This window comes from uncultured Pedobacter sp. (genome assembly GCF_913776295.1).
GTDB lineage: Bacteria > Bacteroidota > Bacteroidia > Sphingobacteriales > Sphingobacteriaceae > Pedobacter.
This window is the reverse complement of record NZ_CAJYOJ010000039.1, coordinates 21,033-47,513: the sequence shown is the minus strand read 5'-3', so window position 1 is coordinate 47,513 and position 26,481 is coordinate 21,033. Positions and strand designations below refer to the sequence as shown.

19 protein-coding genes are annotated in these 26,481 nt (G+C 38.1%); 16 read left to right on the top strand and 3 right to left on the bottom strand.

The features are described from left to right. Window positions 1-79 precede the first annotated feature (79 nt). From QZ738_RS06960 to QZ738_RS06945, 4 genes are all read left to right on the top strand, one after another. Entirely contained in the window at window positions 80-1,027 is a 948-nt protein-coding gene (locus QZ738_RS06960) for a TIGR01212 family radical SAM protein (RefSeq protein WP_293785979.1), read from the top strand. Between the two features lie 346 nt (window positions 1,028-1,373). Further along, a complete protein-coding gene (locus QZ738_RS06955) occupies window positions 1,374-2,780 on the top strand; it encodes an ammonium transporter (RefSeq protein WP_293785977.1) in 1,407 nt (468 codons plus the stop codon). Window positions 2,781-2,816: 36 nt separating this feature from the next. Continuing rightward, window positions 2,817-3,842: a porin gene (locus QZ738_RS06950; protein WP_293785976.1), complete on the top strand. Its 1,026-nt coding sequence runs from the start codon at window positions 2,817-2,819 to the stop codon at window positions 3,840-3,842. 94 nt (window positions 3,843-3,936) lie between these two features. After that, window positions 3,937-4,515, top strand: a complete 579-nt coding sequence (locus QZ738_RS06945; protein WP_293785975.1) for a DUF4468 domain-containing protein — start codon at window positions 3,937-3,939, stop codon at window positions 4,513-4,515. A 6-nt stretch (window positions 4,516-4,521) separates the two neighbouring features. On the opposite strand, the gene QZ738_RS06940 is transcribed toward QZ738_RS06945, so the two are convergent. Continuing rightward, entirely contained in the window at window positions 4,522-4,989 is a 468-nt protein-coding gene (locus QZ738_RS06940; protein WP_293785974.1) for an SRPBCC family protein, read from the bottom strand. Between the two features lie 244 nt (window positions 4,990-5,233). Next, window positions 5,234-5,707 carry a ribonuclease H-like YkuK family protein gene (locus QZ738_RS06935; RefSeq protein WP_205056488.1) on the bottom strand — a complete coding sequence of 158 codons (474 nt, stop codon included), beginning with the start codon at window positions 5,705-5,707 and terminating at the stop codon, window positions 5,234-5,236. 212 nt (window positions 5,708-5,919) lie between these two features. Here QZ738_RS06935 and QZ738_RS06930 point away from each other — a divergent pair, with 212 nt between their 5' ends. From QZ738_RS06930 to QZ738_RS06910, 5 genes are all read left to right on the top strand, one after another. Beyond that, window positions 5,920-6,138: a hypothetical protein gene (locus tag QZ738_RS06930; RefSeq protein ID WP_293785971.1), complete on the top strand. Its 219-nt coding sequence runs from the start codon at window positions 5,920-5,922 to the stop codon at window positions 6,136-6,138. A gap of 49 nt (window positions 6,139-6,187) precedes the next feature. Next, entirely contained in the window at window positions 6,188-7,492 is a 1,305-nt protein-coding gene (locus QZ738_RS06925; protein ID WP_293785970.1) for a DEAD/DEAH box helicase, read from the top strand. A 220-nt stretch (window positions 7,493-7,712) separates the two neighbouring features. Beyond that, the gene (locus QZ738_RS06920) at window positions 7,713-7,946 is read left to right on the top strand and encodes a DUF1456 family protein (protein ID WP_029274124.1); all 234 of its coding nucleotides are present in this window, start codon (window positions 7,713-7,715) and stop codon (window positions 7,944-7,946) included. Beyond that, the gene (locus tag QZ738_RS06915; RefSeq protein WP_293785969.1) at window positions 7,930-10,620 is read left to right on the top strand and encodes a TonB-dependent receptor; all 2,691 of its coding nucleotides are present in this window, start codon (window positions 7,930-7,932) and stop codon (window positions 10,618-10,620) included. Before QZ738_RS06920 ends, QZ738_RS06915 begins: the two co-directional genes overlap by 17 nt. 58 nt (window positions 10,621-10,678) lie before the next feature. Next, window positions 10,679-11,413, top strand: a complete 735-nt coding sequence (locus QZ738_RS06910; protein ID WP_293785968.1) for a GDSL-type esterase/lipase family protein — start codon at window positions 10,679-10,681, stop codon at window positions 11,411-11,413. Between the two features lie 264 nt (window positions 11,414-11,677). On the opposite strand, the gene ettA is transcribed toward QZ738_RS06910, so the two are convergent. Beyond that, the gene (gene ettA / locus QZ738_RS06905) at window positions 11,678-13,357 is read right to left on the bottom strand and encodes an energy-dependent translational throttle protein EttA (RefSeq protein ID WP_293785966.1); all 1,680 of its coding nucleotides are present in this window, start codon (window positions 13,355-13,357) and stop codon (window positions 11,678-11,680) included. Window positions 13,358-14,073: 716 nt separating this feature from the next. On the opposite strand from ettA, the gene QZ738_RS06900 reads away from it, so the two are divergent. From QZ738_RS06900 to QZ738_RS06870, 7 genes are all read left to right on the top strand, one after another. Further along, the gene (locus QZ738_RS06900) at window positions 14,074-17,346 is read left to right on the top strand and encodes a TonB-dependent receptor (protein WP_293785965.1); all 3,273 of its coding nucleotides are present in this window, start codon (window positions 14,074-14,076) and stop codon (window positions 17,344-17,346) included. A gap of 13 nt (window positions 17,347-17,359) precedes the next feature. Then, window positions 17,360-19,336: a RagB/SusD family nutrient uptake outer membrane protein gene (locus QZ738_RS06895; RefSeq protein WP_293785964.1), complete on the top strand. Its 1,977-nt coding sequence runs from the start codon at window positions 17,360-17,362 to the stop codon at window positions 19,334-19,336. Window positions 19,337-19,361: 25 nt separating this feature from the next. Continuing rightward, window positions 19,362-20,558, top strand: coding sequence for a DUF4959 domain-containing protein (locus QZ738_RS06890; protein ID WP_293785963.1), 1,197 nt, complete (start codon window positions 19,362-19,364; stop codon window positions 20,556-20,558). A gap of 26 nt (window positions 20,559-20,584) precedes the next feature. Continuing rightward, window positions 20,585-21,775, top strand: coding sequence for a DUF4998 domain-containing protein (locus QZ738_RS06885; RefSeq protein ID WP_293785962.1), 1,191 nt, complete (start codon window positions 20,585-20,587; stop codon window positions 21,773-21,775). A gap of 121 nt (window positions 21,776-21,896) precedes the next feature. Then, entirely contained in the window at window positions 21,897-23,138 is a 1,242-nt protein-coding gene (locus QZ738_RS06880) for a hypothetical protein (RefSeq protein WP_293785960.1), read from the top strand. 1,116 nt (window positions 23,139-24,254) lie between these two features. Beyond that, entirely contained in the window at window positions 24,255-25,316 is a 1,062-nt protein-coding gene (locus QZ738_RS06875; protein ID WP_293785958.1) for a cyclic nucleotide-binding domain-containing protein, read from the top strand. A gap of 840 nt (window positions 25,317-26,156) precedes the next feature. Then, the gene (locus QZ738_RS06870; RefSeq protein WP_293785956.1) at window positions 26,157-26,432 is read left to right on the top strand and encodes a hypothetical protein; all 276 of its coding nucleotides are present in this window, start codon (window positions 26,157-26,159) and stop codon (window positions 26,430-26,432) included. Window positions 26,433-26,481 lie beyond the last annotated feature (49 nt).

Genomic DNA, 26,481 nt, shown 5'->3' with positions numbered 1-26,481 from the left:
GCTCTTAAATCTCACATCTATCGTCTCATATCTCAAAACTCACTCCTCGTCTCAGACAAAAAGCGTATTTTTGCAAATAATGGGAACACTAGTAGATTCAGGGATAAAAGGTTATAAAAATTACGGAACATACCTGCGCGAAAAATATAAAGGCCAGCGCGTGTTTAAAGTAATTGTGGATGGTGGTTTTACCTGTCCGAACCGCGATGGAAGCAAAGGTTTTGGCGGCTGCACCTATTGTAATGTAGATTCTTTTACGCCAGAGCCTTCGCGGCAAAATCCGAACATTAAAGATCAGCTTGCAGAAGGGATGCTCCGGGCAAAAACTTCTTATAAAGCCGATAAATATATCGTTTATTTTCAGCCCAATACCAATACTTATGCGCCGGTGCATTATTTAAAGATGATGTATGATGAGGCCTTATCCGTTAATACCGAAGATATTGTGGGTTTTGCCGTTGGCACACGTCCTGATTGTATTGATGCCGAAAAAGTGGCGCTGTTAGAAAGTTATACCGATCGTTTCGATGTAGACCTGGAAATGGGTATGGAATCCATCTATGATGAAACGCTTGATCAGATCAACAGGGGCTGCAGTCATGGCGAATTTGTAGCCGCCGTAGAGCTTTTGAAAGATAGTAAACTTGATCTGTGCGTACATACCATTTTCGGTTTTCCCTGGGAAACGAGAGCGCAAATGTATGGCTACATCCACGAAATTAACCGGTTTCCGCAGATCAAGTTTGTAAAATTCCATCATCTACATGTGGTAGAAGGGTCGATAATGGGGGCGAAGTACAAAAAAGAACCTTTCAAATTGTTCTCACTCGAAGAGTATACTGATCTACTTTGTGAGTTAATTCCTCTATTGCGTCCGGATATTGTTATTCAACGGCTTTTTGGTATTTCGGATTGGGATTTGCTTATTGCACCCAATTGGGGGCTTAATAAATCAGCAATTCAGACTTATATGGATAAAGAAGTCGAAAAAAGAGGGGTTGTTCAGGGATCTGCGTATTTTAAGTGAAAAGCTGAATTTTTTCTATTTTTTCTTATAAAACCTGTGAAATGTCACAGGTTTTTTTGTTTTTAATCAATTTTTAATGTGATTTTGGGTTTAATTTGCTTAAAATAATGTCATAATGGGTTAATATGTGATTTTATTTTTATTAAAAACGTATGTTAAAAACAGATGTATTTTTCGTTATTTTTATTTTAATGGTTATTTTTTGCATTGTTTTATAAAAATTAGCCTTTTTTATTAAAAAAAATCAATTAAATGGTGTAAAAATTACAATATGTCTTATTTTTATAAAAATAAATCAAACATATTTTAATTATTTAAATACTACAAACAAATTAAGCTAAAAACTATGAGTAAATTCTCCTTTAAACAGTATGCGCCTTTTGCGATATTGATGATTGTCGCAATTTTCGCTCTATTTATTCCACTTCTTCCAAATTTTGATGAAGGCAAATACAGTGGACCAGACATTGCATTTATATTAATCGCAGCTGCGCTTGTGTTTTTGATGACTCCGGGTCTCGCATTCTTTTATGGTGGAATGGTTCACCGTAAAAATGTATTGTCAACCATGATTAAAAGTGTGGTGGCAGCAGGTGTAATTACCGTTTTATGGACTGTAGTCGGTTTTAGTTTAGCCTTCGGCGATACTATTGGTGGTTTTATTGGAAATCCATCAACGTTTTTGTTCTTTAAAGGGGTAAATTCCGGAGCACCACACCTTCAGGGGGGAGCAGACTTAACTATTCCGCTTTCTTTATTTGCGGTGTTTCAGTTAATGTTTGCCATCATTACACCTGGTCTAGTAGTTGGTGCTGTTGCAGAGCGTATCCGCTTTACCTCTTATATATTGTTTATTGTTTTATTTGCCATATTCGTTTATTCACCATTAGCACACTGGACGTGGCATCCTCAAGGCTTCTTGTTAAAGATGGGGGTGTTGGATTTTGCAGGTGGTACCGTAGTTCACATTTCTGCTGGTATGGCCGCTTTAGCTGGTGCCCTGGTACTGAAACGCAGAAAATCTCACTTAGAGCATAAAGAAGTTCCGCCGGCTAATATTCCTTATGTTTTAATTGGTACTGGTTTATTATGGTTTGGTTGGTTCGGTTTTAATGCTGGTTCAGCATTGAGCGCAGGTAGTTTAGCTGTTTCTGCATTTTTAACCACTAATACTGCTGCAGGTGCTGCAGGTTTATCGTGGATGTTCTTTGATGTGGCCAGAGGCAAAAAACCATCTGTATTGGGCTTCTGTATCGGAGCGGTTGTTGGTTTGGTAGCCATTACGCCAGGCGCAGGTTTTGTGAGTATTTCATCAAGTGTGTTTATTGGTGCCATCGCTGCAGTGATCTCCAATCTTGTTGTTTCATGGAAACAGAAAACGAGTTTAGATGATACGTTAGATGTTTTTCCTTGTCACGGTGTTGGAGGTATTGTAGGTATGTTGTTAACTGGTGTTTTTGCAACCAAAACTGTTAATGCTGCCGGTGCCGATGGTTTGTTTTATGGTAACCCTGCCTTTTTTATCACGCAATTAAAAGGCGCAGTCATTGTAATCGCATTCAGTTTCGTCGTATCATTTGTGATCTTTAAACTGGTAAATATTATCAATCCGATCAGGGTTTCTGAGGAAGAAGAGGAACTTGGTCTAGATGCTTCTCAGCATGATGAGAAATACTCTCAAGGTACTTTACTGGTAGAGGAACGGGCCATCTATATTGAAAGAAATAGTCCAATAACAGAACCAATTTCTTAAAAATTTTATATATCTAAACTCAAATCAAGCTCAAACATGAAGAAATTTTTAACCGCTATTTTCGCAATGGCCAGCACTACGTGTGTCCTGGCTCAGGAGACTGAATCATCTCCACTTGAAATTTCAGGATCTGTAGATACCTATTTTAAGTATGATTTTGCGAAAAATCCTTTGAATGCCAAAACATCTTTTGTGACCGATCACAATTCCGTTTCACTTGGAATGATCGATATCGCGTTAAAGAAAAAAACAGGCAAGGCCTCATTTGTAGGGGAACTTTCCTTTGGCCCCAGAGGACAATCTCAATCTATACCTGATGCTGCGGCTGGCGGTTCATCCTTTAATATTCAGAATTTGTATGTTAACTACGATTTTACTGATGAATTTAGTATGACGGCTGGTTATATGGGTACATTCATTGGATATGAGGTGATTTCACCGGTAGGAAACTTCAACTACTCTACCTCTTATTTATTTACAAATGGTCCATTCCAGAATGCTGGTATTAAAGCTACTTATAAATTCAGCGATAAAGTGAGCTTAATGGCTGGCGTATTTAATGATTGGAACGTTTATAGCGCAACACGTGGTGTATCTGCAGTGGGCGGCCAGTTAATGGTTGCGCCGGTAGAAGGCTGGACGGCTTATATCAATGCCTTATCTGGTGCTGGTTTTGGTGGTTATGGAACAATTGTAGATTTAACGACTGCTTATCAGATTACAGAGAAATTTAAGTTGGCTTTAAATGCGGCCAATTATGATATTAAGGATAGTGCTGTACCAGGAAGTTATGCCGGAGCAGCATTGTATCCGCAATATGCAGTGTCAGATGCAGTAGCTTTGGGTTTAAGAGGCGAATATTTTAAATTTAAGGCAGCAGGAGCCGTACCAGAAACTGCTTTCACAGCAGTTACGCTTACTGCCAATATTAAATCAGGGGGATTAACATTTATCCCTGAGGTGAGGTTAGACCACAATAAAGACAAACCTTTCTTTAACAAAAGCGGAGCCGCTGCACCAAACGGTGGTCAGTTTTCGCTGGCAGCAGTGTACGCGTTTTAAGGAAATAAAGTTGAAAAATAGGAAGCCGTCCTGGTGCAAAATCAGGATGGCTTTTTTATATTTAAAATTTAGTTTCAGCTATTTGTTTATTTTCATGAAATACATCATCCTAGGTATTCTTACCATATTTACGCTTAAATTATCCGCACAGCAAAAACAGTTTTCTAAAGATGATAACGGTAAATTGATCTATTATCAGGTGGTCGATTCGCAGTCGGTTAGCAAAGATACTTTACTTCAGCGGGCCAAGTCATTTGTGACTGGGATTTATAAAAAATCGATGAAACTCGTAAGCAGCACCGACTCTTCTGTTTTAGCAAAGGGGACTATGGTGATTGATAAGACCATTTTGGTTGCCGGTCATCCCAGTGGGGAGGTCAGTTACAATTTCGTTTTTGAGGTACGCCAGGGTAAATACCGGTTTTGGTTAACCGATATGCTGTTTATTCCCTATCAGAGAGACCGGTATGGAAATTTTGTGCCAACCACAACAATTGGTGTGCCTTTAGAGCGTACACCTGGTAAGCTTGGTGCTGGTGCCTGGAAAGACATTTTAAGCAGCGCCTACAATAAAGTCGAAAAATTTGGCGATGAATTTAAAAAATATCTGGCTAGCAATAGGATAGGGAAAATGAAAAAGAAAACAGAAACCATTTCAACAAAAAAATGGTAAGTAAAGCTAAAACTTGCCAAATAATTCCTCAACCTTTTGATAGCGGAACTTAAAAATTTCGTTGATCCTGTTTTTTACCACCAGGGCATTGGCAATCATGCCGATCGGTCCCCAGCCAATGCTATAATGTAAAACATCGCGCATCAATACACCGCCATCTATTTTTTCAAAATGATGCTGATGATGCCAAAATGCAAATGGACCAAAACGCTGTTCATCTATAAAATATTCTTTATCCTTAACATGGGTAATTTCAGTTACCCAATTCAATTTAATGCCGAACAAGGGAGAAACCTTATAGGTAATGATTAAACCCGGATACATTTTGGTTTTGGCCATATTTGGCGAGGTCACATCAAAGGCCATATTTTGCGGGGTTATTTCGGCCAGGTTCATTGGAGAAGAAAAAAAGTCCCACGCAATATCTAAATCGATAGGTAGTTTTTGGGTGAATTCCAGTCGGTATGTTTTCAATTTTTTATTTTAAAGCACAACAACAAAATGATGATTTTGTTGGAGTTTAATGGCGAAGTTTACCTGGTGGAACACAAAAATGGACATCAGTCATCCTTATTGCCTTAAAAATAACCGTGTATTCAGGTTAGCCTTAACCTTAAGTTTGTGTAATTCCTAACATAAAAGGATTAAACTTCTTACCTACGGCATGCATACCTCCGTACTAATTCCATCATCCCTCTTCCATCATACATTTTTCCTTTCAATGCACCATTTTATCTGCGCAGGTAGAGCTGGCAAATGCCTCCGGTTTAGCTTTGAAAATAAAACCCATACTTAAAATATAACCCATGGCATCATTTAAGGCTTTGTTGGATTTAAATGATGGATTGGTATTGATATCGGCATGGACTTCAAGTGCCACATCGTAAATATCAAGCAAATCGCAAATGGAATAGGCTGTTTCGATAGATTTTTGTACTTCCATCAACATTCGTTCTTTGATACTGACCTGCTGCGTACTTTTCTCCTGGTGGATGTACATAAATCCGCCATGGTGTTCTCTTAAAAGCACAATTACAGTTGCAAAATCAGTTACCGCACCTTTTACCTGCGAATCGGTACCGATACAAACTTTAAGTTTATAGCCTTTTTCACTTTCTCTGATGATCGCATTTTCTATTTCTTCGAGGATGGAAGACTGAATAATTTCACCACTAAATTTTTTCCACGTCATACACTGTTTTTTTAAGGTTAACGAATGGTAATCAGGTTTTTATAAAAATAAGCGCAAAAAATTAAATAGATGTTAAGGCAGCATTGTTTATTTGCTAACAAAAAGTTAGTTATCAACAAGTTAGTAATAATACTTCAGATGAAATCTTAATTTTTGAAACAAATCACCATTGGGGCCGTTAATATTGATACATTGATTAAAATTTGTTAATTATGAGAGCAGAATTAATTCAAGAGCTCCAGTTATTACAAAATAGCAGAGCAAATAAATTTGTAGATGAACTAACTGACAGAATTTTATCTTCAGTTGATGCTGTTAACGAGAAAGTGTTATCATCCATGTCTAAACGAGGGAGCATGTTAATGTTGCTTGATAAAAGACTTAATTTTTCTACCCTCCGTAAATTGCGGAGAAGATTTTTCAGGCCCTAACCCGGCATGCCGTTTCTGCCCTGAAGAGAAATGATTACCTTTATGGCTGATGATGGAAAATGCTTTAAAAAAATTAAACATTGCTGCACTTAACGAGATGCAGGAGGCTTCATTAAAAGCCGCCAAGACCGGTAAAGATGTAATATTGATAGCGCCAACGGGTTCGGGGAAAACGTTGGCCTTTTTATTGCCATTGCTATCCAATTTAAAAACCGGAGTGAAGGGCGTACAGGCTTTGGTTTTAGTTCCGTCGAGAGAACTTGCCCTGCAAATTGAGCAGGTTTTTAAACAGATGGGTACTTCTTTTAAGGTAAACTGTTGTTACGGTGGCCATGCGGTGAAGGTAGAGAAAAATAACCTTGCACACCCTCCAGCTGTTTTGATCGGAACGCCCGGTAGGATAGCTTATCATTTGGAGCATCAAAACTTTGATGAATCTTTCATCGAAACTTTAGTTTTAGATGAATTTGATAAATCGCTGGAGTTTGGCTTTGAAAACGATATGTCGTACATTATTGGTACACTGTTATCACTAAAACAGCGCATACTCACCTCGGCTACCAGACTGGAAGAAATTCCGGCTTTTGTAAAGTTAAATACACCTGTTGAAGTTGATTTTTCAAAAAATCTCAAAGCAAAACCCGATTTAAAGCTCAAAAAAATAACTGCACCTGCCGCCGATAAATTAGATTACCTCTTCAGGCTACTCAGTAAAATAGGCAGTAAAAATACATTGGTATTCTGTAACCACAGGGAAACGGTAGATCGGATCAGTGATTTACTGTTCGAAAATGGATTGGGGCATGATGTTTTTCATGGTGGAATGGAGCAGTTCGATCGCGAAAAGGCATTGCTTAAATTTAGAAACGGGAGCCATCGGATATTAATTACAACAGATCTGGCGGCCCGGGGCCTCGATATCCCAGAAGTTGAACATATTGTGCATTATCAATTGCCCTATACCGAAGATGCCTATATCCACCGAAACGGTCGGACGGCACGTATGCATGCTAAAGGTACAGCATATGCCATTTTGACTATCGAAGAAAACTATAAATACCTGCCTGACGACATCGAAGAAGAGGTACTAGATAACCATTATGCTTTACCAGAAGAAAGTGATTGGATAACCCTATACCTGGCACATGGAAAGAAAGATAAAATCAATAAAATCGATATTGTAGGCCTGTTTCTACAAAAGGGCGATTTAGCAAGAGATGATTTAGGGCTGATAGAAGTGAAAGATACTACCAGTTATGTGGCCATAAAAAGAAGCAAGATAAGCCAACTGTTAAAAAAACTAAATGGCGAAAAAATAAAAGGGAAGAAACTTAAATTAGAAGTTGCGAGTTGAGGTTTTTAATCCGATAGTCTGATAAACATTAGTTCATTGATCAATTGGTCATTAATTCATTGGTTGTTGGACATTAGTTCATTCGTTATTGGTTCACTGATTATTCATCATCTCAAATCTGAGCTTTTTAAATTAAAATTTTTTCACCTTTGCAACATTTCAATTTTAAAACGTTCTTACATAACATTCATCAAGCAATCATTCCATAAATTCAAACTTTATGAGCAACAACGATATATTAAAAAAATTAAGGGTAGCCTTATCACTTAAAACAGAAGATATTATAACCATTTGTGACCTGGTTGGATTTAAGGTGACCAAGGCTGAGCTGGGTGATATTTTCAGAAATGAAGATCACGAGAACTTTAAACCTTGCGGTGATCAGATCCTGCGTAATTTTTTAAATGGTCTTGTGATTTACAAAAGAGGTCCGAGGGATGAGAAAAAGCAATAAATTATGCTTTTTATTATTTTTTATACTGATCATATTTTCCTTTAACGCTCTCGCACAGTCTCAGTTTAAAATAAGTGGCCATGTAATCGATTCTTTGAAAAAGCCAGTTGAAGGTGTAAGCATCCGATTGATTTCGGATCAGGATACCCTCCGCACCAATTCTGATTCGAAGGGAAACTTTGTATTTTTTAAGGTATCCCGCGCTAAGTTTCACCTTTCCTTTATGGCATTAGGTTTTAAACCTTTTACTTCTGTTTACGAAGTTGAAGTTTCAAAGAAAAACATTGTTTTAGACCCTGTTATGCTCCAGATGGAAGCCATCCGTTTGGAAGATGTACAGGTTAAAGTAAAAGCAGACCCTATTAAAATCAAGAAAGATACTATTGAATATGATGCAAGGGCTTACCTGGTAAGAGAAAATGATAAAGTGGAAGACCTGCTCAGGCAATTACAGGGTATCGAGATTGACGCAAAAGGTGCCGTTACCGCTATGGGAAAAAAAATGACCAAACTAAGGGTAAACGGTGAGGATTTTTTTACTAACAATGTAGAAGATTACATCAAACAATTACCGGCAGATATTATTGCCAGGCTACAGGTTATTGACGATTACGGTGATGAAGCTAATTTTACGGGTATCAAAACCGGCGCGCCACAAAAAATGTTAAATCTGGTTACCAAACCAGGTTTGGGTAAAGGTGTTTTTGGTGGTGTAGATCTGAATTCAGCTACAAGTAATGCACATCATTTAAGCGCTAATGGAAATATATGGAAAAACACCAAGCAGATAGGCTTTGGTGGTCGTTACGGAATAACGAATAATCAATTTTCCAGATTGAACAATGCTGCTTTAAATGGCAACATAAGAGATAAAATTTCGAAAGAGTTTAGTGTTCATGGTAGTTACGATTTTAGTAATGGAACCAACAGATCAATCCAAAGTAATTACCTTGAAACCTTTAATCCGCAGGGAACCATTTACGATTTAAGGGAAAGTAACAATCATTCCAATTCGTTAACCAATAACATTAACCTTGGCTTAAACGGCTCCACAGCTAAAAATTACTTCAATATTTCTCTCGCCGGCACACTGGCCGATACCCGGAATGATGCTGTTTCTGCTTCAAATAAGACCGGCATAATCAGGCAGGACCTGAGTTCTAATTCAGGCTCGAGGAACAGCAGCCCTAATCTTAATGGAAGCGTCAACTGGTCGCGGCGCTTATCCAATAATAGACGTTCACTATCCATGGGCTTTAACTTTGGTACTAATGGCGGAAGTAACAGTACCAGCATTAATGATCTGATCCGTTATTATAACGAAACGACTAACATATTGCTTAAAGATTCGATTTTAAACCGACTGGTAGATAATCACACCTCAGGTTCCAATTTCGGCGGCAATATTCAGTTTTCAAATTCACTAAAGAAAGCAAAAGATAGTACCGGATATAATTTTATCAATGTATCTTATCGCTTTATGGTGAGCAGAAACCGGAACCAGCAGACAACGACAGTTAAAAATCCATTTGGAAACAATTTTACAGTGGATTCGCTCGGGCAGGATTATGTTTCGAATTTTATCAATCAGAATATCAGTGTCGGTTATAATGCGAATAAAGACCGGCTCAGTTATAACTTTGGCATTAATTTTTCACCTAGTATTATTATTGGTCAATACCGGGATAGAGGACAGGAACTTAAAAACTACCAGTTGAATTTTTCGCCTCTGGCCAATTTAAGTTATCAGATCAAAGACAATGAAGATTTAAGTTTTGATTACATTGGCTATACCAGTTCACCCGATTTTAATAAACTGCAGCCTATCAGAAATAATAATGACGTCCAGAACCAGATTATTGGTAATCCTGATCTTAAAGCAACATCAAGCCACAAGGCTGATTTAAGTTATCATAAATTTGGGCTAAAATCGGGTTTGAGCATGTTGGTCAACTTATCGGGTAGTTTTGCCATTAACAGTGTGGTAAGCAATACTGTTTTTCTCAGAGATACACTAAACAGTTTGAAACAGCAGACGACCTATGAAAATGTAAATGGTATTTACAATATTGGCATGAATTACTCCTTAAACAAAAGGTTGTTGGAGAACAGGCTTTCCTTAGCTTTAGATGGAAACATTTCCTACAGCCACAATGTTTTTTATACCGATAACGTACTGAACCGTAGCAAAGGTATTAACGTCTCTAACGCTTTCAAAGTTAACCTCAACCATCAAAAATATGCCATTAATACCAGTGCATCTTATAGTTTTAGTTCCAATACGTATTCGATAATGAACCAGAACATTAAAAATGTACAGGTAGTAGCCCTGAGCGGAAGTGCAAGCTGGATTCCCGGTAAACGCTTGCGGGTAAATGCATCAGCCTCCAAAAGTTTGAACTTCGGATATAGCTTATATGCCGGTAATCCATTATTGGTCAATTTGGGAGTGAATACTTCTTTCCTCAAGGATAATAGATTGCTATTTTCTCTGCAGGCGAATGATTTATTTAATCAGGGCGCGCTGTTCAGCACCACTATTTCCAATAACTCCATTTCAGAGAACAGAACCAGGTTTATCAGCCGCTTTATACAAGCAACCTTAAGTTATAACCTGAGACATTTTGGTAGTAAAAACGGTAGATTGAACAGTAACATTAATGCTGAAGAATAAATAATTAAATCCGGATTATTTAGTTTTAGCGTTTGGTTATATTATCCCTTTTTACCTTATGAATAAACTCCTGCTTTTTACTTTATTGATTTCCGGTAGTGCCGTATTCGCGCAAGATCAACACGCAGACTCATTAGATACCAAGGCTGAAAAAGAAAATTTAAGCGACGATTGGGCGGCGTTAACCAGGTATCAGAAGGAAAATGCACTTTTACCGATGCCGGCCAAGAAAGAAAAAAGGGTGGTTTTTCTGGGGAGTTCTATTTTCGAATTCTGGAAACAGAAAGATCCTGAATATTTTAGCCGGAATAATTATGTGGATAGGGGAATAAGCGGACAGATTTCGCCTCAGTTGCTGATCCGTTTTCGGCAGGATGTGATTAACCTAAAGCCTAAAGCAGTGATTATTTTAGCGGGTAGCAACGATATTGCAGGCAATACCGGCCACGTTACCATAGATAAGATTATGGATAACATTAAATCTATGGCAGAATTGGCAAGGTTACACCGTATTAAGGTTATACTCTGTAAATATCTGCCGGTTTACGAATATCCATGGAATAAGCGCATTGAAGCAGCGGATAGCATTGTTAATTTAAACAAAGAGATTGAAGCCTACGCCAAAGAGCGGAATTATACTGTTTTGGATTATTGGACGCCTTTGGTAGACGAAAGGAAAGGACAGCGCGCTGAGCTAACGGTAGATGGTGTTCATCCTAATCTTGCGGGATATAAAATAATGGAAGTGGTAACGGATGCTTCAGTAAAAAAGGCCTTAAAAAGCCGTCGTTAGTTTAATTTAAAAATCTCGTTTTCTTCTTTGTCATTCTGAACGCAGTGAAGAATCTTCCTCTAGATGATAACAGCGTGTGAGAATAATTCAGGGGTAAACGCCATGCAAAAGAGAGCCAACGGCCAAATCTTTTTTAGCCTGCACAAAAAATGTCATCCTGAGCTTGTCAATGGACCTCTTTTAAATTATAAAAGGCATCTCGACAGGCTCAACGTGACAAATCAGAAGTGAAATTATTATAAATATAATACAGGCTCTTTTTTATTAATCTAATTTTTTATATCTGATGCGTTTCGGGGTTACATCACCTAAACGTTTTTTACGGTTTTCTTCATAATCTGAATAGTTTCCTTCAAAGAAATAAACTTCAGAGTTACCTTCGAAAGCAAGAATGTGTGTACAGATGCGATCCAGGAACCACCTGTCGTGACTGATTACTACGGCACAGCCACCAAAATTTTCCAGAGCCTCCTCCAGCGCACGTAAAGTATTTACGTCGATATCGTTGGTGGGCTCATCCAATAACAATACGTTGGCTCCTTTTTTTAAGGTGATGGCTAAGTGCACGCGGTTGCGCTCACCACCTGATAGAATGCCAACTTTTTTCTGCTGATCGCCGCCATTAAAGTTGAACTTAGAAACATAAGCACGGCCGTTAACAGCTTTATTACCCAATTGGATATTGTCTAATCCATCAGTGATGTTTTCATATACCGTTTTATCGGCATCTAAATCATTGTGCATCTGATCTACATAACCCAACTCAACCGTTTCGCCTACACGGAAAGTACCGGCATCTGCCTCTTCCTGTCCGGTAATTAAACGGAATAAAGTAGTTTTACCAGCACCGTTTGGACCAATAATCCCCACAATACCTGCTGGCGGAAGAGAAAAATTCAAATTATCGAACAAAACTTTATCACCGTAAGCTTTGGTAACATTGGTAGCTTCGATTACCACATTCCCTAAACGCGGACCTGGAGGGATAAAAAGTTCCAGTTTTTCTTCCCTTTCCCTGCCATCTTCAGAAGCCAATTTATCGTAGTTGGCAATACGTGCCTTAGATTTTGCATGACGTGCTTTTGGCGCCATACGTACCCATTCGAGCTCGCGCTCTAAAGTTTTCTGGCGTTTGCTCTCGGTTTTTTCTTCCTGTGACAAACGTTTTGCTTTCTGATCTAACCAGCTACTGTAATTCCCTTTCCACGGAATCCCTTCGCCACGGTCTAACTCTAAAATCCATCCGGCAACGTTATCCAGGAAATATCTATCGTGTGTAACGGCGATAACGGTTCCTTCATAATTTTGCAGGAACTGCTCCAGCCAATCGATACTTTCGGCATCTAAGTGGTTGGTAGGCTCATCCAGTAATAACACATCAGGATGTTGTAGCAATAAACGGCACATTGCCACACGGCGGCGTTCACCACCGGATAATACACTGATTTTGGTCTCCGGATCCGGGCAACGTAAAGCATCCATGGCCCTTTCCAGTTTCGAATCAATTTCCCAGGCACCCAGAGAATCGATTTTATCCTGCAGTTCGCCTTGTCTGGCCATTAACTTATCCATTTTATCAGCGTCAGAATAGTTTTCTTCTAACCCAAAGGCCTCATTCACTTCTTCGTATTCTTTTAAAATGGCCGTAACCTCAGCAACACCTTCTTCAACCACTTCACGAACGGTTTTATCCGGATCCAAAATTGGCTCTTGCGCCAGATAACCCACGGAATAGCCTGGCGAAAAAACGACTTCGCCCTGGTAAGATTTATCCAGGCCGGCAATAATTTTTAAAAGAGATGATTTACCAGAACCATTTAAACCGATCACTCCGATTTTGGCACCGTAAAAGAAAGAAAGGTAAATATTTTTTAAAACCTGTTTTTGTGGCGGGTAAATTTTATTTACACCAGCCATTGAAAATATTATTTTCTCGTCAGACATGTTGATTTTCTGTATTTAGCTTATTTAATGGCACTCTTATTTTCAAAACGGAATTTATGTAGGATTAAAAAATCTGCTTTTTTAAAATGATCCGGTTGGCGAAAGCGGCAGTGCTAAGACCGGTTACAAAGATAGAAACAACAGGCCCATTACAAAATGATTTGCAAAGTATATCATAAATTTTGATGATGGCCATATATACTTTGTTTAATCATATTGGATTGAAAAATTTAACTTCTTCATAACGTATACTTAAATTACAAAAGCATATTTAGAGCTAATTTCCGGCTCCCTGCAGGGTTTCATTTGTAGCTATAATGTTTAGCTAAAATTGACTTAACGTCATCATTATAATTTGATAATATGGGTTATTTAAACGCTTCAGCGGCCTTCTTATCAATTTGGCCCCTAAAAATTACCATATTGCCCCTCACTCGGATCGTGATTTTAGTAGTTAATTTGTTACAACCAAATATACTATTGAACATATGAAGAAAACCAAACTATCAAGAACATTCAACTAAACCTTTGCTTACAATTATTTTACATGAAAGATGATTGTGGCCGAATTTATCATCAAGCTTTTTTTAACTAGAAAAGCTTTCAGCTGAGTTTTGCAAAGTAAGAATATCTGCTGTCGTAAGGTTTCACCATATGATGGTTGGTACGCTCATGAATAAACTAATAAACAAACAATTTCAAACTAAAATCAAACAATGAGAAAAATCTACAAAAAGAAGGCTCAAAATTCGGGCTGTTTATTTTTCCGTGGAAGCGTATTTCGATCGCTTGTGGGCATACTGATGTTCATGGGCTTTTGTCTTACAGCTTCTGCTCAAAATGAAGTGACCGTTAAGGGGGTAGTGAGGGATACCGTAGGCGGATTGCCGGGGGCAAACGTGAAGGTATCCGGATCAAGCCGTGGAATATCCACAGATGATCAGGGTCGTTATACCATTAAGGTTGCAAAATCTGGTAAATTACTTTTCTCACTTGTGGGTTACAAAGCGGTAACCAAAAATGTGGCCGACTATGACAGGGGTAGCGATGGTACATATGTTATTAACGTGGTATTAAAATCAGACGCTAATACACTTAATGACGTTGCTGTAGTTGGTTTTGGAACACAGAAAAAAACCAGTGTGATCAGTTCCATTACCTCCATAAATCCTAAAGAACTGAAAGGGCCAACCAGTAACTTAACCACCATGATGGCAGGTAGGGTAGCCGGTATGATTGCTTATCAAAGGAGTGGAGAACCGGGCGCAGATAATGCTTCATTCTTCATCCGCGGATTAGGTAGCTTTGGGTCAGGAAAGCAAGATCCATTAATTTTGATCGATGGTGTAGAGTCTACTCAGAATGATATGGCCCGCTTACAACCGGATGATATCGCCTCATTCAACGTTTTAAAAGATGCCACTGCTTCAGCGGTTTATGGAGCCAGAGGGGCAAACGGTGTGCTTTTGATCATCACTAAATCTGGACAGGCCGGTGAAACCAAATACTTTTTCCGTGCTGAAACTTCATTATCAGGCAATACCAGAAACTTCAAATTTGCGGATAATGTTACCTACATGAAACAAGCCAATGAAGCTGCCTTAACACGTAACAGGCTTGCCATATTACCATACCTGCAATCTAAAATTGATGCTACGGCAGCAGGTGAAAATCCGCTTTTATATCCAAATAATAATTGGATAAAAGAGTTAATTAAAGACTATACCATTAACCAACGTTATAACCTGAACGTACAGGGTGGTGGCAGTAAGGCCAGCTATTATATTTCAGGAACTTACAATATCGATAATGGTGTATTAAAGGTTGATAATTTGAATAATTTTAATAACAATATTAAACTAAAAAATTATTCAGTTCGATCAACGGTTAATATCAATTTAACCAATACAACTGAAGCTATCATCAGGGTTTATGGTCAATTTGATGATTATACCGGGCCAGTTGGTGGTTATGATGAGAACGGAAACAAGATTAATGGCGGACAAAAAATATTTAATCAGGCACTTTGGTCAAATCCGGTTATGTTTCCGGCGGTTTATCCGGCAAGTTATCAGCCTTTTGCCAAACACCCTTTATTTGGTAATGCCATTTCTCCTAGTGGATCTTTATACATAAATCCTTATGCTGAAATGGTAAAAGGATATCAGGAGAATAACTCTTCAACGCTGCAAACCCAGATTGAATTGAAACAAGATCTTAAAGAATTAATACCGGGTTTAAGTGCACGTTTGATGTCGTATGTTATCAGGTATTCTTATTTCGATATTGCAAGGAGTTATAACCCATTTTACTATTCTTCAGTTCCAGATCCAAGTGGAGGCATTACCTTAAACTTATTGAATAGTGGTGCGCCGCCAACTTACGGCCTTACAGGTTCTGAGTATCTTAACTATGCTGAAGGAAGTAAAAATTTAAATTCTATTTTTTATACAGAGATAGCTGCAAATTATAATCATACCTTTAAAGAAAAGCATGCCGTTGGCGCGATGTTGATCACCACTATGCGTAATTATCTGTCTGCCAATGCCGGTAACCTGCAATTATCCTTACCAGCAAGAAACCAAGGTGTATCTGGTAGAGCTACTTATGGTTATGATAACCGTTATCTGGCCGAGTTTAACTTTGGTTATAATGGATCGGAGCGTTTTGCCGCAAACAATCGTTTTGGATTTTTTCCTTCTTTCGGTTTAGGTTACCTGATCTCGAACGAGAAATTTTTTAAACCACTAAGCAAAGTATTAAGCAATGTTAAATTAAGAGCTACCTATGGTATAACCGGTAACGATGGAATCGGTAGGCCTGAAGATCGTTTCTTTTATCTATCGCAGGTTAATATGAATGATTTTGGTTATGGTTCTACATTTGGAGAAAATAACTTTTATACTAGAAACGGGATTTCAATATCACGTTATGCAAACCCATTAATCACGTGGGAAAAATCAAAACAAATCAACCTTGGTTTGGATTTAACGCTATTTAACGATCTAAGCCTCAATTTTGATGTATATAAGCAGAACAGATCAAATATCCTGACGGATAGGATCTATGTGCCAAGTACAATGGGGCTTCAGGCACCAATAAAGGCAAATACAAATGAGATGGAAAGTAGAGGTGTAGATTTTGCGGCCAATTATAATAAATCTTTCGGCAATAATATGTATTTGCAATTAAGAGGAAACTTTACCTATGCAACCAATAAGATTTTGATTAATGATGAACCCGCTTATAATGCAAATGAAGCTTACAGATCTCGTGTAGGTTTACCAAGCACACAGGCTTTGGGATTTATAGCAGAACGTTTGTTTGTTGATAATGACGAGGCCAGAAACTCACCAGTTCAATTTGGTGGTAAGCCGGGCGATACCTATGGAGGTGGAGATATTAAATATCGGGATGTAAACGGAGATGGTATTATATCAGAAGCAGATGCTGTACCAATCGGATTGCCACAAGCGCCAGAAATTATATATGGTTTTGGAGGAACGTTTGGATTTAAAGGCTTTGATATCTCTGCTTTTTTTCAGGGATCTGCTAGATCTTCTTTCTTTATCAACCCTCAGAACATATCTCCATTCGTCTTTAATAATGGCTCACAAAATGGATTACTGGATGTAATTGCCAATAGCCATTGGAGTGAAGAAAACCGCGACGTATATGCATTCTGGCCACGCTTAGGTGAACGTTTTGTTGCTAACAATACCGATAAGGATTTTGATGGACGTAAATATAAATCTACATGGTGGATGCGTAACGGCTCATTTTTAAGGCTGAAAAATGTGGAGCTTGGCTATAACCTGCCTAATAAATTACAAAAAAGATTGGGTTTAAGGGCTACCAGGTTTTATGTTAACGCCAGCAATTTAACGGCATTAAGCTCATTTAAATTATGGGATGTGGAAATGGGCGGTAATGGTTTGGGCTATCCGGTTCAAACGGTATACAATTTAGGTGTGAGTGTAAGTTTTTAAAGTCGGTAATGAAATGAAAATGAAAAATATTAATATGATATTCCAGCGTAAAAAGAAACCAGGTTCGTTGAAATTTGCTTCGGTCCTGGTCCTGGTACTGGTATGTATGGGTTCTTGTAAAAAGTATTTGGATATTGTGCCAGATAATGTACCTACCATAGATAATGCATTTACCTTAAGAAATGAGGCCGAAAAGTACTTGTTTACCTGTTATGCATTTTTGCCAAAAGATGGTGATCCACTTTCAAATCCAGGTTATATGGCCGGAGATGAAATCTGGTCGAATATAGAAGAGCGGGAATTTATTTCTTCTAGCTGGCGCATCGCCAGAGGTGGTCAGAATGCGGATAGCCCGCTGATGGATATGTGGAACGGGTCAAATCAGGGCGGTGCTGGTCTGTATAGAGGGATCAGAAACTGTAATATTTTCCTGGAAAATGTTCAGGATCTGACTAAAGTTTCAGACCTAAAATTGGATGAAAGACAACGCTGGATTGCAGAAGTGAAATTTTTAAAAGCTTATTTTAATTATTTGCTTTTAAGGATGTACGGACCTATTCCTATTGTTGACAAAAATTTAAATCTTGATGCCACACAGGAGGAAGTTAGGATTAAACGTATGCCATTTGATCAATGTGTGGATTATGTGAGTAATTTATTGGATGAAGCAATTCCAAATTTGCCGGTTATCATAACCGATCGTACAAACGAATTGGGGCGTATCACCAGGCCTATCGCTCTCGCTGTTAAAGCTAAGTTATTGCTTACCGCTGCTAGTCCGTTATTTAATGGTAACAGTGATTATGCAGGGTTTAGAGATAAAGATGGGGTGGCTTTATTTAACACAACATATGATGCCAATAAGTGGGTAAAGGCAGCTGATGCTGCAAAAGCTGCGATTACAGCAGCTGAAGGTGCTGGATTTAAATTGTATAAATTCCCGGGATCGCAGTTTAAATTATCAGATACCACCACTTTACAACTTACTATTAGAGGCGCATTAACGGAAAGGGTTGCGCAAAATTCTGAGCATGTTTGGGCAAACTCCAATAGCCTGGCTGTTTTTCTACAGCAGGTTGCGATGCCGCGTTTAATGAAAGGTACTGATCCGATTCCTGTGGGGGTAGCCAGGCAGCAATTGGCACCACCGATAAAGATTGCCGAAATGTTTTACACCAGGAACGGCGTGCCAATTACTGAAGATAAAACACTGGATTTTTCTAACAGGTATTCGCTTAGAAAAGCAGTAAAAGCCGAGCGTTTTTATATCAAAGAAGGATATACCACAGCCAGATTAAATTTTGACAGGGAGCCACGGTTTTATGCTGATTTAGCATTTGATGGTGCCACGTGGTATAAATACGATAGTCCTTCAACTTCTGACGAAAATACATTTACTGTTGAAGCTAAATCTACACAACTGGCCGGTGCAAATAACTTTGGCTGGTATAACGAAACAGGCTATTTTGTTAAAAAAGTAGTGGATTGGAATATGACGCAAAGTGGAAGTGGTGCAACATACCGTACTTACGCATGGCCTGAAATCCGTCTAGCTGATTTATATCTAATGTATGCGGAGGCGAAAAATGAAAGCCTTTCAAGCCCTTCCTCTGAGGTATATGATTACATCAATAAAATCAGAACAAGAGCTGGTTTGCAAACTGTTGAAACTTCCTGGGCAACTTATTCTAGTAATCCTACCAAGTACACAACTAAAGACGGTATGAGAAGTATTATCCAGCAGGAACGTTTAATTGAGATGGCTTTTGAAGGTAGCCGATTCTGGGATATTTTAAGGTGGAAACGTGCAGCTGAAATGTTTAATCAGCCCATCACAGCATGGAGCGTTAATCAACCAGATGAGCAGTCTTACTATCGCGTGAGAACCGTTGTAAATCAGAATTTTGTAGCGCCGCGTGATTATTTATGGCCAATAAAATCATATGATTTAACGGTAAATCCAAAGCTTGTTCAAAATCCAGGTTGGTAATATTATTATTAATTAATCAGAAAATATGAAAACGATTAGTAAATTATTTTTAATGCTACAGTTAGGCATAACAGTGTCCGTTATTGGATGTAAGCAAGATGAACTTGAGCCATTTGAAAGAAATGAAACGCCTCCTGGGCAGATTTCTAATATTACGGTAACCAATGGCCCGGCAAATGCAAAAATTACCTATACTTTACCAAATGATAAGGACCTATTATATATCAAGGCGGTGTATAGTTTAAAAACTGGTCAGGCTGAAGTTAAATCATCATACTATAACAACAGCTTATTGGTTGAGGGTTTTGGCGATACTGCTGTTCATGAGATTAAGGTTTACGCTGTGAATAGAAGCGAAGTGGAGTCGGCACCAGTGATTGTTAAAATCAAACCTTTGGAAAATCCCATTTGGGCCGTGTATAGAAATCTAAAGGTTACTCCCGATTTTGCCGGTGTCAACTTTATTACAACAAATCCCGCAAAGGCAGATCTATCCATAGAAGTAATGCAGTTCAAGGATGGTAAGTACCAACAGATAGGGAAAAATATCTATACCGCAGCGGCAGATATTAATCAATCGATCCGCGGTTTTGATACACTTGAAAACAAATTCGCCATCACCATCCGTGACAGATGGTTGAACTATAGTGATACGCTGTATACTAAAATAAAGCCTTTATACGAAACAGCATTGTCGAAATCGCTTTATAAACCTTTGAGTCTTCCTACTGATGTAAAACAGACATATGCAGCAACAGCACTCGAAAACATGTGGGATAATAACTTTATCGACTGGCCTAGATGTTCGTTAACTGATGTAACCAAGGTTACTTCTCAATGGGTGACATTTGATATTGGTAAGCCTGCTATTATGAGCCGTATCGTGGTGTGGAATTATCCGGAATATCTGAATGCAGGAAGGATGTATTATTATGGAGGTAACTTAAAAGATTTTGAGATCTGGGGTTCTGATAATCCACCAGCTGACGGTAGTTTCAATAACTGGGTAATGTTAGGCTCATTTAAATCAACCAAACCATCTGGAAGTCCGTATGGCGTGCAAACTTCTGAGGATTATGCATTTGCCAATGCCGGAATCAGTTATACCTTATCTTCAGCTGGCAAAAAAGTTCGTTACCTGCGTATCAAAACCAATAAAAACTGGCAAGGAACAACTTTCATGTCGATTTCTGAAATACAATGTTATGGAGACCCACGATAAATTTTATACTTTATAAAATTAGAATTATGAATAATTACAACATAAAATATAGCAGGATCAAAGCGCTTTTTGCGCTCCTTCTTGTTGCCTTATTATATACTGCCTGTACTAAGCAGGATGACTTTAAGAAGTTTGTAGAGGGAGGCGAAATATCTTATACCGGAAAATTAGATTCTGTTAAGATGTTTTCTGGAGATAGCAGGGTAGTGCTAAAAGGGCTATTTTTAGCTGATCCAAAAGTGGTTAAATGTAAAATAACCTGGAACAACGGTAAAGATTCAGTTGTGCTGCCAGTAGTCAAAAAAAACGCTATTGATACATTGGTATATTCAATATCAAATGTAGCTGAAGGTTTGCAAAATTTTACGATTTACACCTACGATAAGGCAGGTAATAAATCTGTTCCGGTATATGCCAATGCCAGATCTTATGGAAATCGTTACAAAGCGTCTTTATTTAACAGGCCAATATCTTCAGCCACTGCAGATGCCAGTACTGGAAAGGGTATCGTATCATGGTTAGGAATGGATAGACTTACAGGGGTATTTGCAACAGAAGTACAATATACTAGTACAAATAATGTAATTAAGAAGATTAGAACCAAAATCGATTCTACGAGTACTGCAATTCCTGATCTGAAAGCGGGAACGGATATTCAATATCGTACACTGTTTTTACCAGATACATCTTGTGTGGATACTTTTGCAACAGCTTTTCAAACGCAACGTGTATTGCTTGATTATACCGGATATTTTAAAAATAGTGGAAATCCATTTGTATCTAATGGTGGTAGTGGCCGATGGCGCGTTCTAAAAGATTGGGTTGTTTCTGCCAGCGTTAAAAATCATGGTGGTAATGGAAGCTGGTGCTCTGATCAAGGAGGAACTTTGGCAATGGAAATGGGGTGGAGTAATACAGCTGCAATAATTGATGGTAAAATATATCAGTCATTTACGTTGCCTGCCGGTAAATATAATTTTGGGATTGATATTGGCGCAAATGAAGCCCTTGATCCTGTTTATATTGTTGCTGCAGTAGGGAATACCCTTCCTAATGTAAATGCTATATCTACCGCAATAGCTTACACAAACTTTGCAGATAAGAACCTCCAGTTTACGCTAACACAAACAACTACGGTTTCAATTGGTTTTCTCGCTACTATGACAACAGGTAATCAATATTGGGTGGTAAAAGGCATATCCCTAAAAACGCTTTAATTATGAAATAAGCATCATTGAATAATCCTCGAATCTTAATTTAGCTTTGAGGATTATTCATTTTAGGACCAATTAATTTTTACTAGAATATAGAGTCTCAAACTTTTAACTCTCACTTACAATGATCAATCGAACTAAAACATATGCAATATCTGCATGCACCTTTCTTATCCTATTCGGCGGATGTAAAAAAGCTGAAAAAGTAGCAGAAACCACCACACCTAAAACGGAGACCACTGGTGCTGTTGCTACACTTACCACAAGTGCTTTCACAAACATTACCACAACTTCAGCCATGAGTGGTGGAGTTGTATCGGATAAAGGTGGTTCACCAGTTACCGACCAGGGGGTTTGCTGGAGTACATCTCCAAAACCAACAATGGATAACAATAAATCAGGAGTGGTTAGTGCGAGTGGATCAGGTGTATTTACAAGTGAAATTAAGGGACTTACTGCATCAACTAAATATTATGTAAGAGCTTTTGCCGTGAATAAAGCTGGTGTAGCGTATGGCAATGAAATGGAATTAACTACAGCTAATATAGCTGGTGCAACTTTTGGCTTTTCACCACTTTATATTGTGGGTTCAACGGTAGCTGCAGCAGATATTGAAGTATTGACGGATGGTGGTGACGCGGTTACCGAAAGGGGAATTGTTTATGCTTCAACACCTAGCCCTACCATTAATAGCAGCAAAGTGAAACATAATAATGCCGGACTCGGCAAATTTAGGGTGAGCCTTAAAGACCTTACACCAAAAACCACTTATTATGCCCGCGCTTATGCAATTAATTCGAAAGGGGCGAGTTACAGTAGTGAAATTACGTTTAAAACTATTGCAAAAGGTAATGTAACTTATACCATTAATAAATCTTCGAATCCGACGAACGAGGAGATGGATGTTTATGCCCGTATAAAGGCAGCTGCTGATAGTGCTTGCTGGTACTTAAATAATTATACATCGGCAACAAAGAATATTACACTAAACTATGTACCCGATGTGGCAACCGCTGATGCAACTAATACTGGATGGGTACGTTACGGAAAAAATACAACGTATCAAAAATTACGCACCACATTGCACGAGTTTAATCATACATTAGGTACGGGCACTACCGACTGGTGGACGGGTACGGCGATAGTTAACGGGGCTTATACCGGCAGTACTGTAAACACCTTACTTAAAAAAATAACGGGTAAAGATGCACCACTGAATGGAGATAAACAACATTGGTGGCCCTACGGCTTAAATCAGGATAGTGAGGTTTCGTCAAGTTGGGATTATGTATACAATTGCCTGATTATTGAAGCCATGCGGAAAGACGGCTTACCGGAATGGAGTAGCGGTACCTATACTCCGTAATTATATATTTTTATTCAATAGCATATAGCTAATTTCCAACAAAAATAGAACTGGCTATATGATCAATAATAAGCCCCAAAAGTTTTAATTTAACTTTTGGGGCTTTTATTTTGAGACTAATTTCTACAAAGTTTTATTCAGGGCTAACTTTTATCAAATTATCGATACACCTTAAAATTATTACAATAAAGCTTTCAATACGCTAAAGTCTACAGTCCTATATTATAAAAGCTTCCTGATTTTTAGCTTTTTTAGGGTAGCAATATTACTGACAGGAAATCTTCTTAAATCAGAAGAAGTCCATTATCCTCTATGGTCAATAAAATAATAATTATTCATGATGATTATTTTACGTCACCAACCTTCCCTGAAAGCCATACCATCCTAAAGCCAGCTTTTAGAATTTCAATTTTGAATTGATTTTCTGTGAATACCAGTATCAACCTACCAGGTTGAATAGCCTGACAACTTAATGTTTCCGATCCTTTTTTAAGAAAATACCTGGCATTAATCTTATATAAAAGACCCGGAAACGTATCGGTCATTTATTACCTCACGAAGGATGGCTCCAACCAAATCACGCCGTTTACAAAAACGATTTAGTGTTGCAGACGGGTATTATATTTCCAGTTGATTTTTTTCAACCAAATTATTGATAATAATCAATAGGTTTTTTTATTATTTTAACAACCTTTGAGAATATCTATCCTAAGTCTATAACATTCATGCAATGTAAAACCTTTGAAATAAAATTGATCAAACAAAACGTGATCTCAAAGAAAAAAAACTGTAAGGCAACTGAATTTTTAATCTTACAATTAATGTGTTTGATTATAAGGTGTTTATCCGGGTTTTATTTTTTGCTTTTCCTACTGATCCGAAATTGCAACAACAATGTACACCATATTGATGGCATTACCGATCAGGTGTTGATCAGGAGTAATGAAAGTAGCCCTGATGAGTTTATGCGCTTTATTTAGAAAAATTTGGTTTCAACATTATTAAAATTCTTTGGCTAAGTGATGCTCTTTCCGTAACAGCAGAAGAAGGAATAAATTAATAAACTTCGATATCCGGCAGGAAGCAAACATTTCTGTTGGAAAAAATTACATTTGAATGGAAGGCTCTAAGATATTGATTATATTAAAGGACGCCAAGCTCAGGGCGAAGATTTCCGATATACTGGTTACGGGTAAATACCTGGTTGAGTTTACCGACAATGGTAAAAAGGCTATGGAATTAATCAGAAATCTCCCTATAGATCTGATCATATGCGGAATGGAGTTAAATGGGATCGATGGGTTCGGTGTACTTCGGATGGTAAATAAATTCATCGATACCGTGAACATATCTGTTGTGATGATTGTAAAGGGGAATGATCAATACGGCATGAGGAGATCGATGGAAATAGGCGCCGATGGATTTCTAATTGATGACTTCGATGATGCGGAACTACTGAACCAGGTGGAGGCCAGGTTAAGAAAAAGACGACTTCAGTATGAGTTCTTTCTACAACAGCAGTTTCAGCAGAAAAGCCCTACGGGCATGGATAGTGGCCGTTTTTGGCTGGATGCCAAGCGCGAAACGTTGGTGCCAAGAACCTTTAGAAAGAAACAGATCATTTTTTATAAAGGCGAGCCTTGTATAGGGATCTATTATGTGCTATCAGGAAAAATAAAAACTTTTATTTCGGATTCTTCTGGTCGTTTACTGATTACAGAATTATATTATCCTGGCGAATATTTTGGTTTCCAGGATTTTATTTCGGGATCACGTATGTCAAACACGGCAATGGTTATTGATGATGCACAAATAGTGGTTATTCCTTTGGGGATTATTAACAAGCTCGTTCAGGAACATCCTGAAGTGACGAACTTTCTTGCGAAAAAACTGGCGGGAATGGCGCATGAAAAGGACGAACAGACATTAGAGCTCGCCCACGCGCCGGTACGGGAAAGAGTATCCAGGTCTATTATTAAATTAGCCAAAAAGGAAAGTCATGTGCCTGGTAATACAAGGCTTACACTTCCCCGAAATGATCTGGCGAATGTTATTGGAATCGCTTCAGAAACCCTTAGCAGAATTCTTGGTGATTTTGCCAAGGAAGGCCTTATTGAAAAGGACGGGAATGATATCATTTTAAAAAAAGTAGAGCAGTTGAAAAATGTCTATCATTAATTCTCAGAATTTAATTTTTTTTTTCGTTGCGCTTTCTGGTTTAAAGATGTATCCGTTCTATTGGTATTTACTGGATAGATATACAGCATAGTTTTAACGTTCCCCTTATCTTTATGTATAAAAAAGCTTTTTTATAGTGTCCCCTCTTTTAGCGAATCGCTATACAGATGATAACTTCTTTAAAATATAGTATCACTCGTCTGTACGCTGTTCTGATTACAGTGTAGCCAAAGTCATTCATAATGATGATAATCAAGATGTCAACTGTTTGCAGTCAATGGGGGTGAGGATAATTAAATCCAATTTCGAATGCTATTCAGATCAGCATGATTTCAAAACTAGATAGGATGATTCATCAGCATTTATTATAGGTAAATAAAGCTAAAAATTTCTGGTATGCAGTCTATGTTCATTTGGGCAAAATTGGTTTGTTAAATTTCTTTATACGCTATACAAAATATATACAATATGTTCAGAATGTTTTTTACCTACGTACTGTTTTGCATCCTGTTTTTTCTGGTATTGAATGCTTTTGGAGAGTTATATTATTATCATCATTTTAAAATTGATATATTGAAACTGGAGGAATTGACCTGCCTTATGGTTTCGGAAAGAGTTTTCACTTTTACACAGCAGGTTTTACTTGTATTTCTGGCACCATTTTTCCTTTGCCTCATATTCATTTTATGCTGCTGGATGAAAGATAAATGTTCAGGGCGATTATTCCGCTGTTTATTTCTCTCCCTCGGACTGGCACCCTATCTGTTCTTTTACCCTTATGCATTTGGATACCAATTATCAGGATTGACCCTAGCCCTTGTATGCTTGATGTTGGTCATAATGTTCTGGTTAGTCGTATTTCATATCAGGTCTTCTGAACCTTATTATATCGGTATTCATCTACTATTGACCCTATTTACTTTGACGACTTCTTTTGATTTTGCCAAAATTGATCAGCAGGCAAATCTGCGATATTATTCTGAACTAGGAGAGGCTTCCCAAAAAGATGGTATCGAAAATGTCCGATACAAGCAATTCATTTATGTAGGCAGTACAGATCTTTTCAATCTCTATTATAATCTAACAGAGAAAAGAGGAGAAGTAGTGCGTAAATGAATTTTATTATAGTAAGATCGCCTGGCGAAAAATCTGCCATACATCAGAA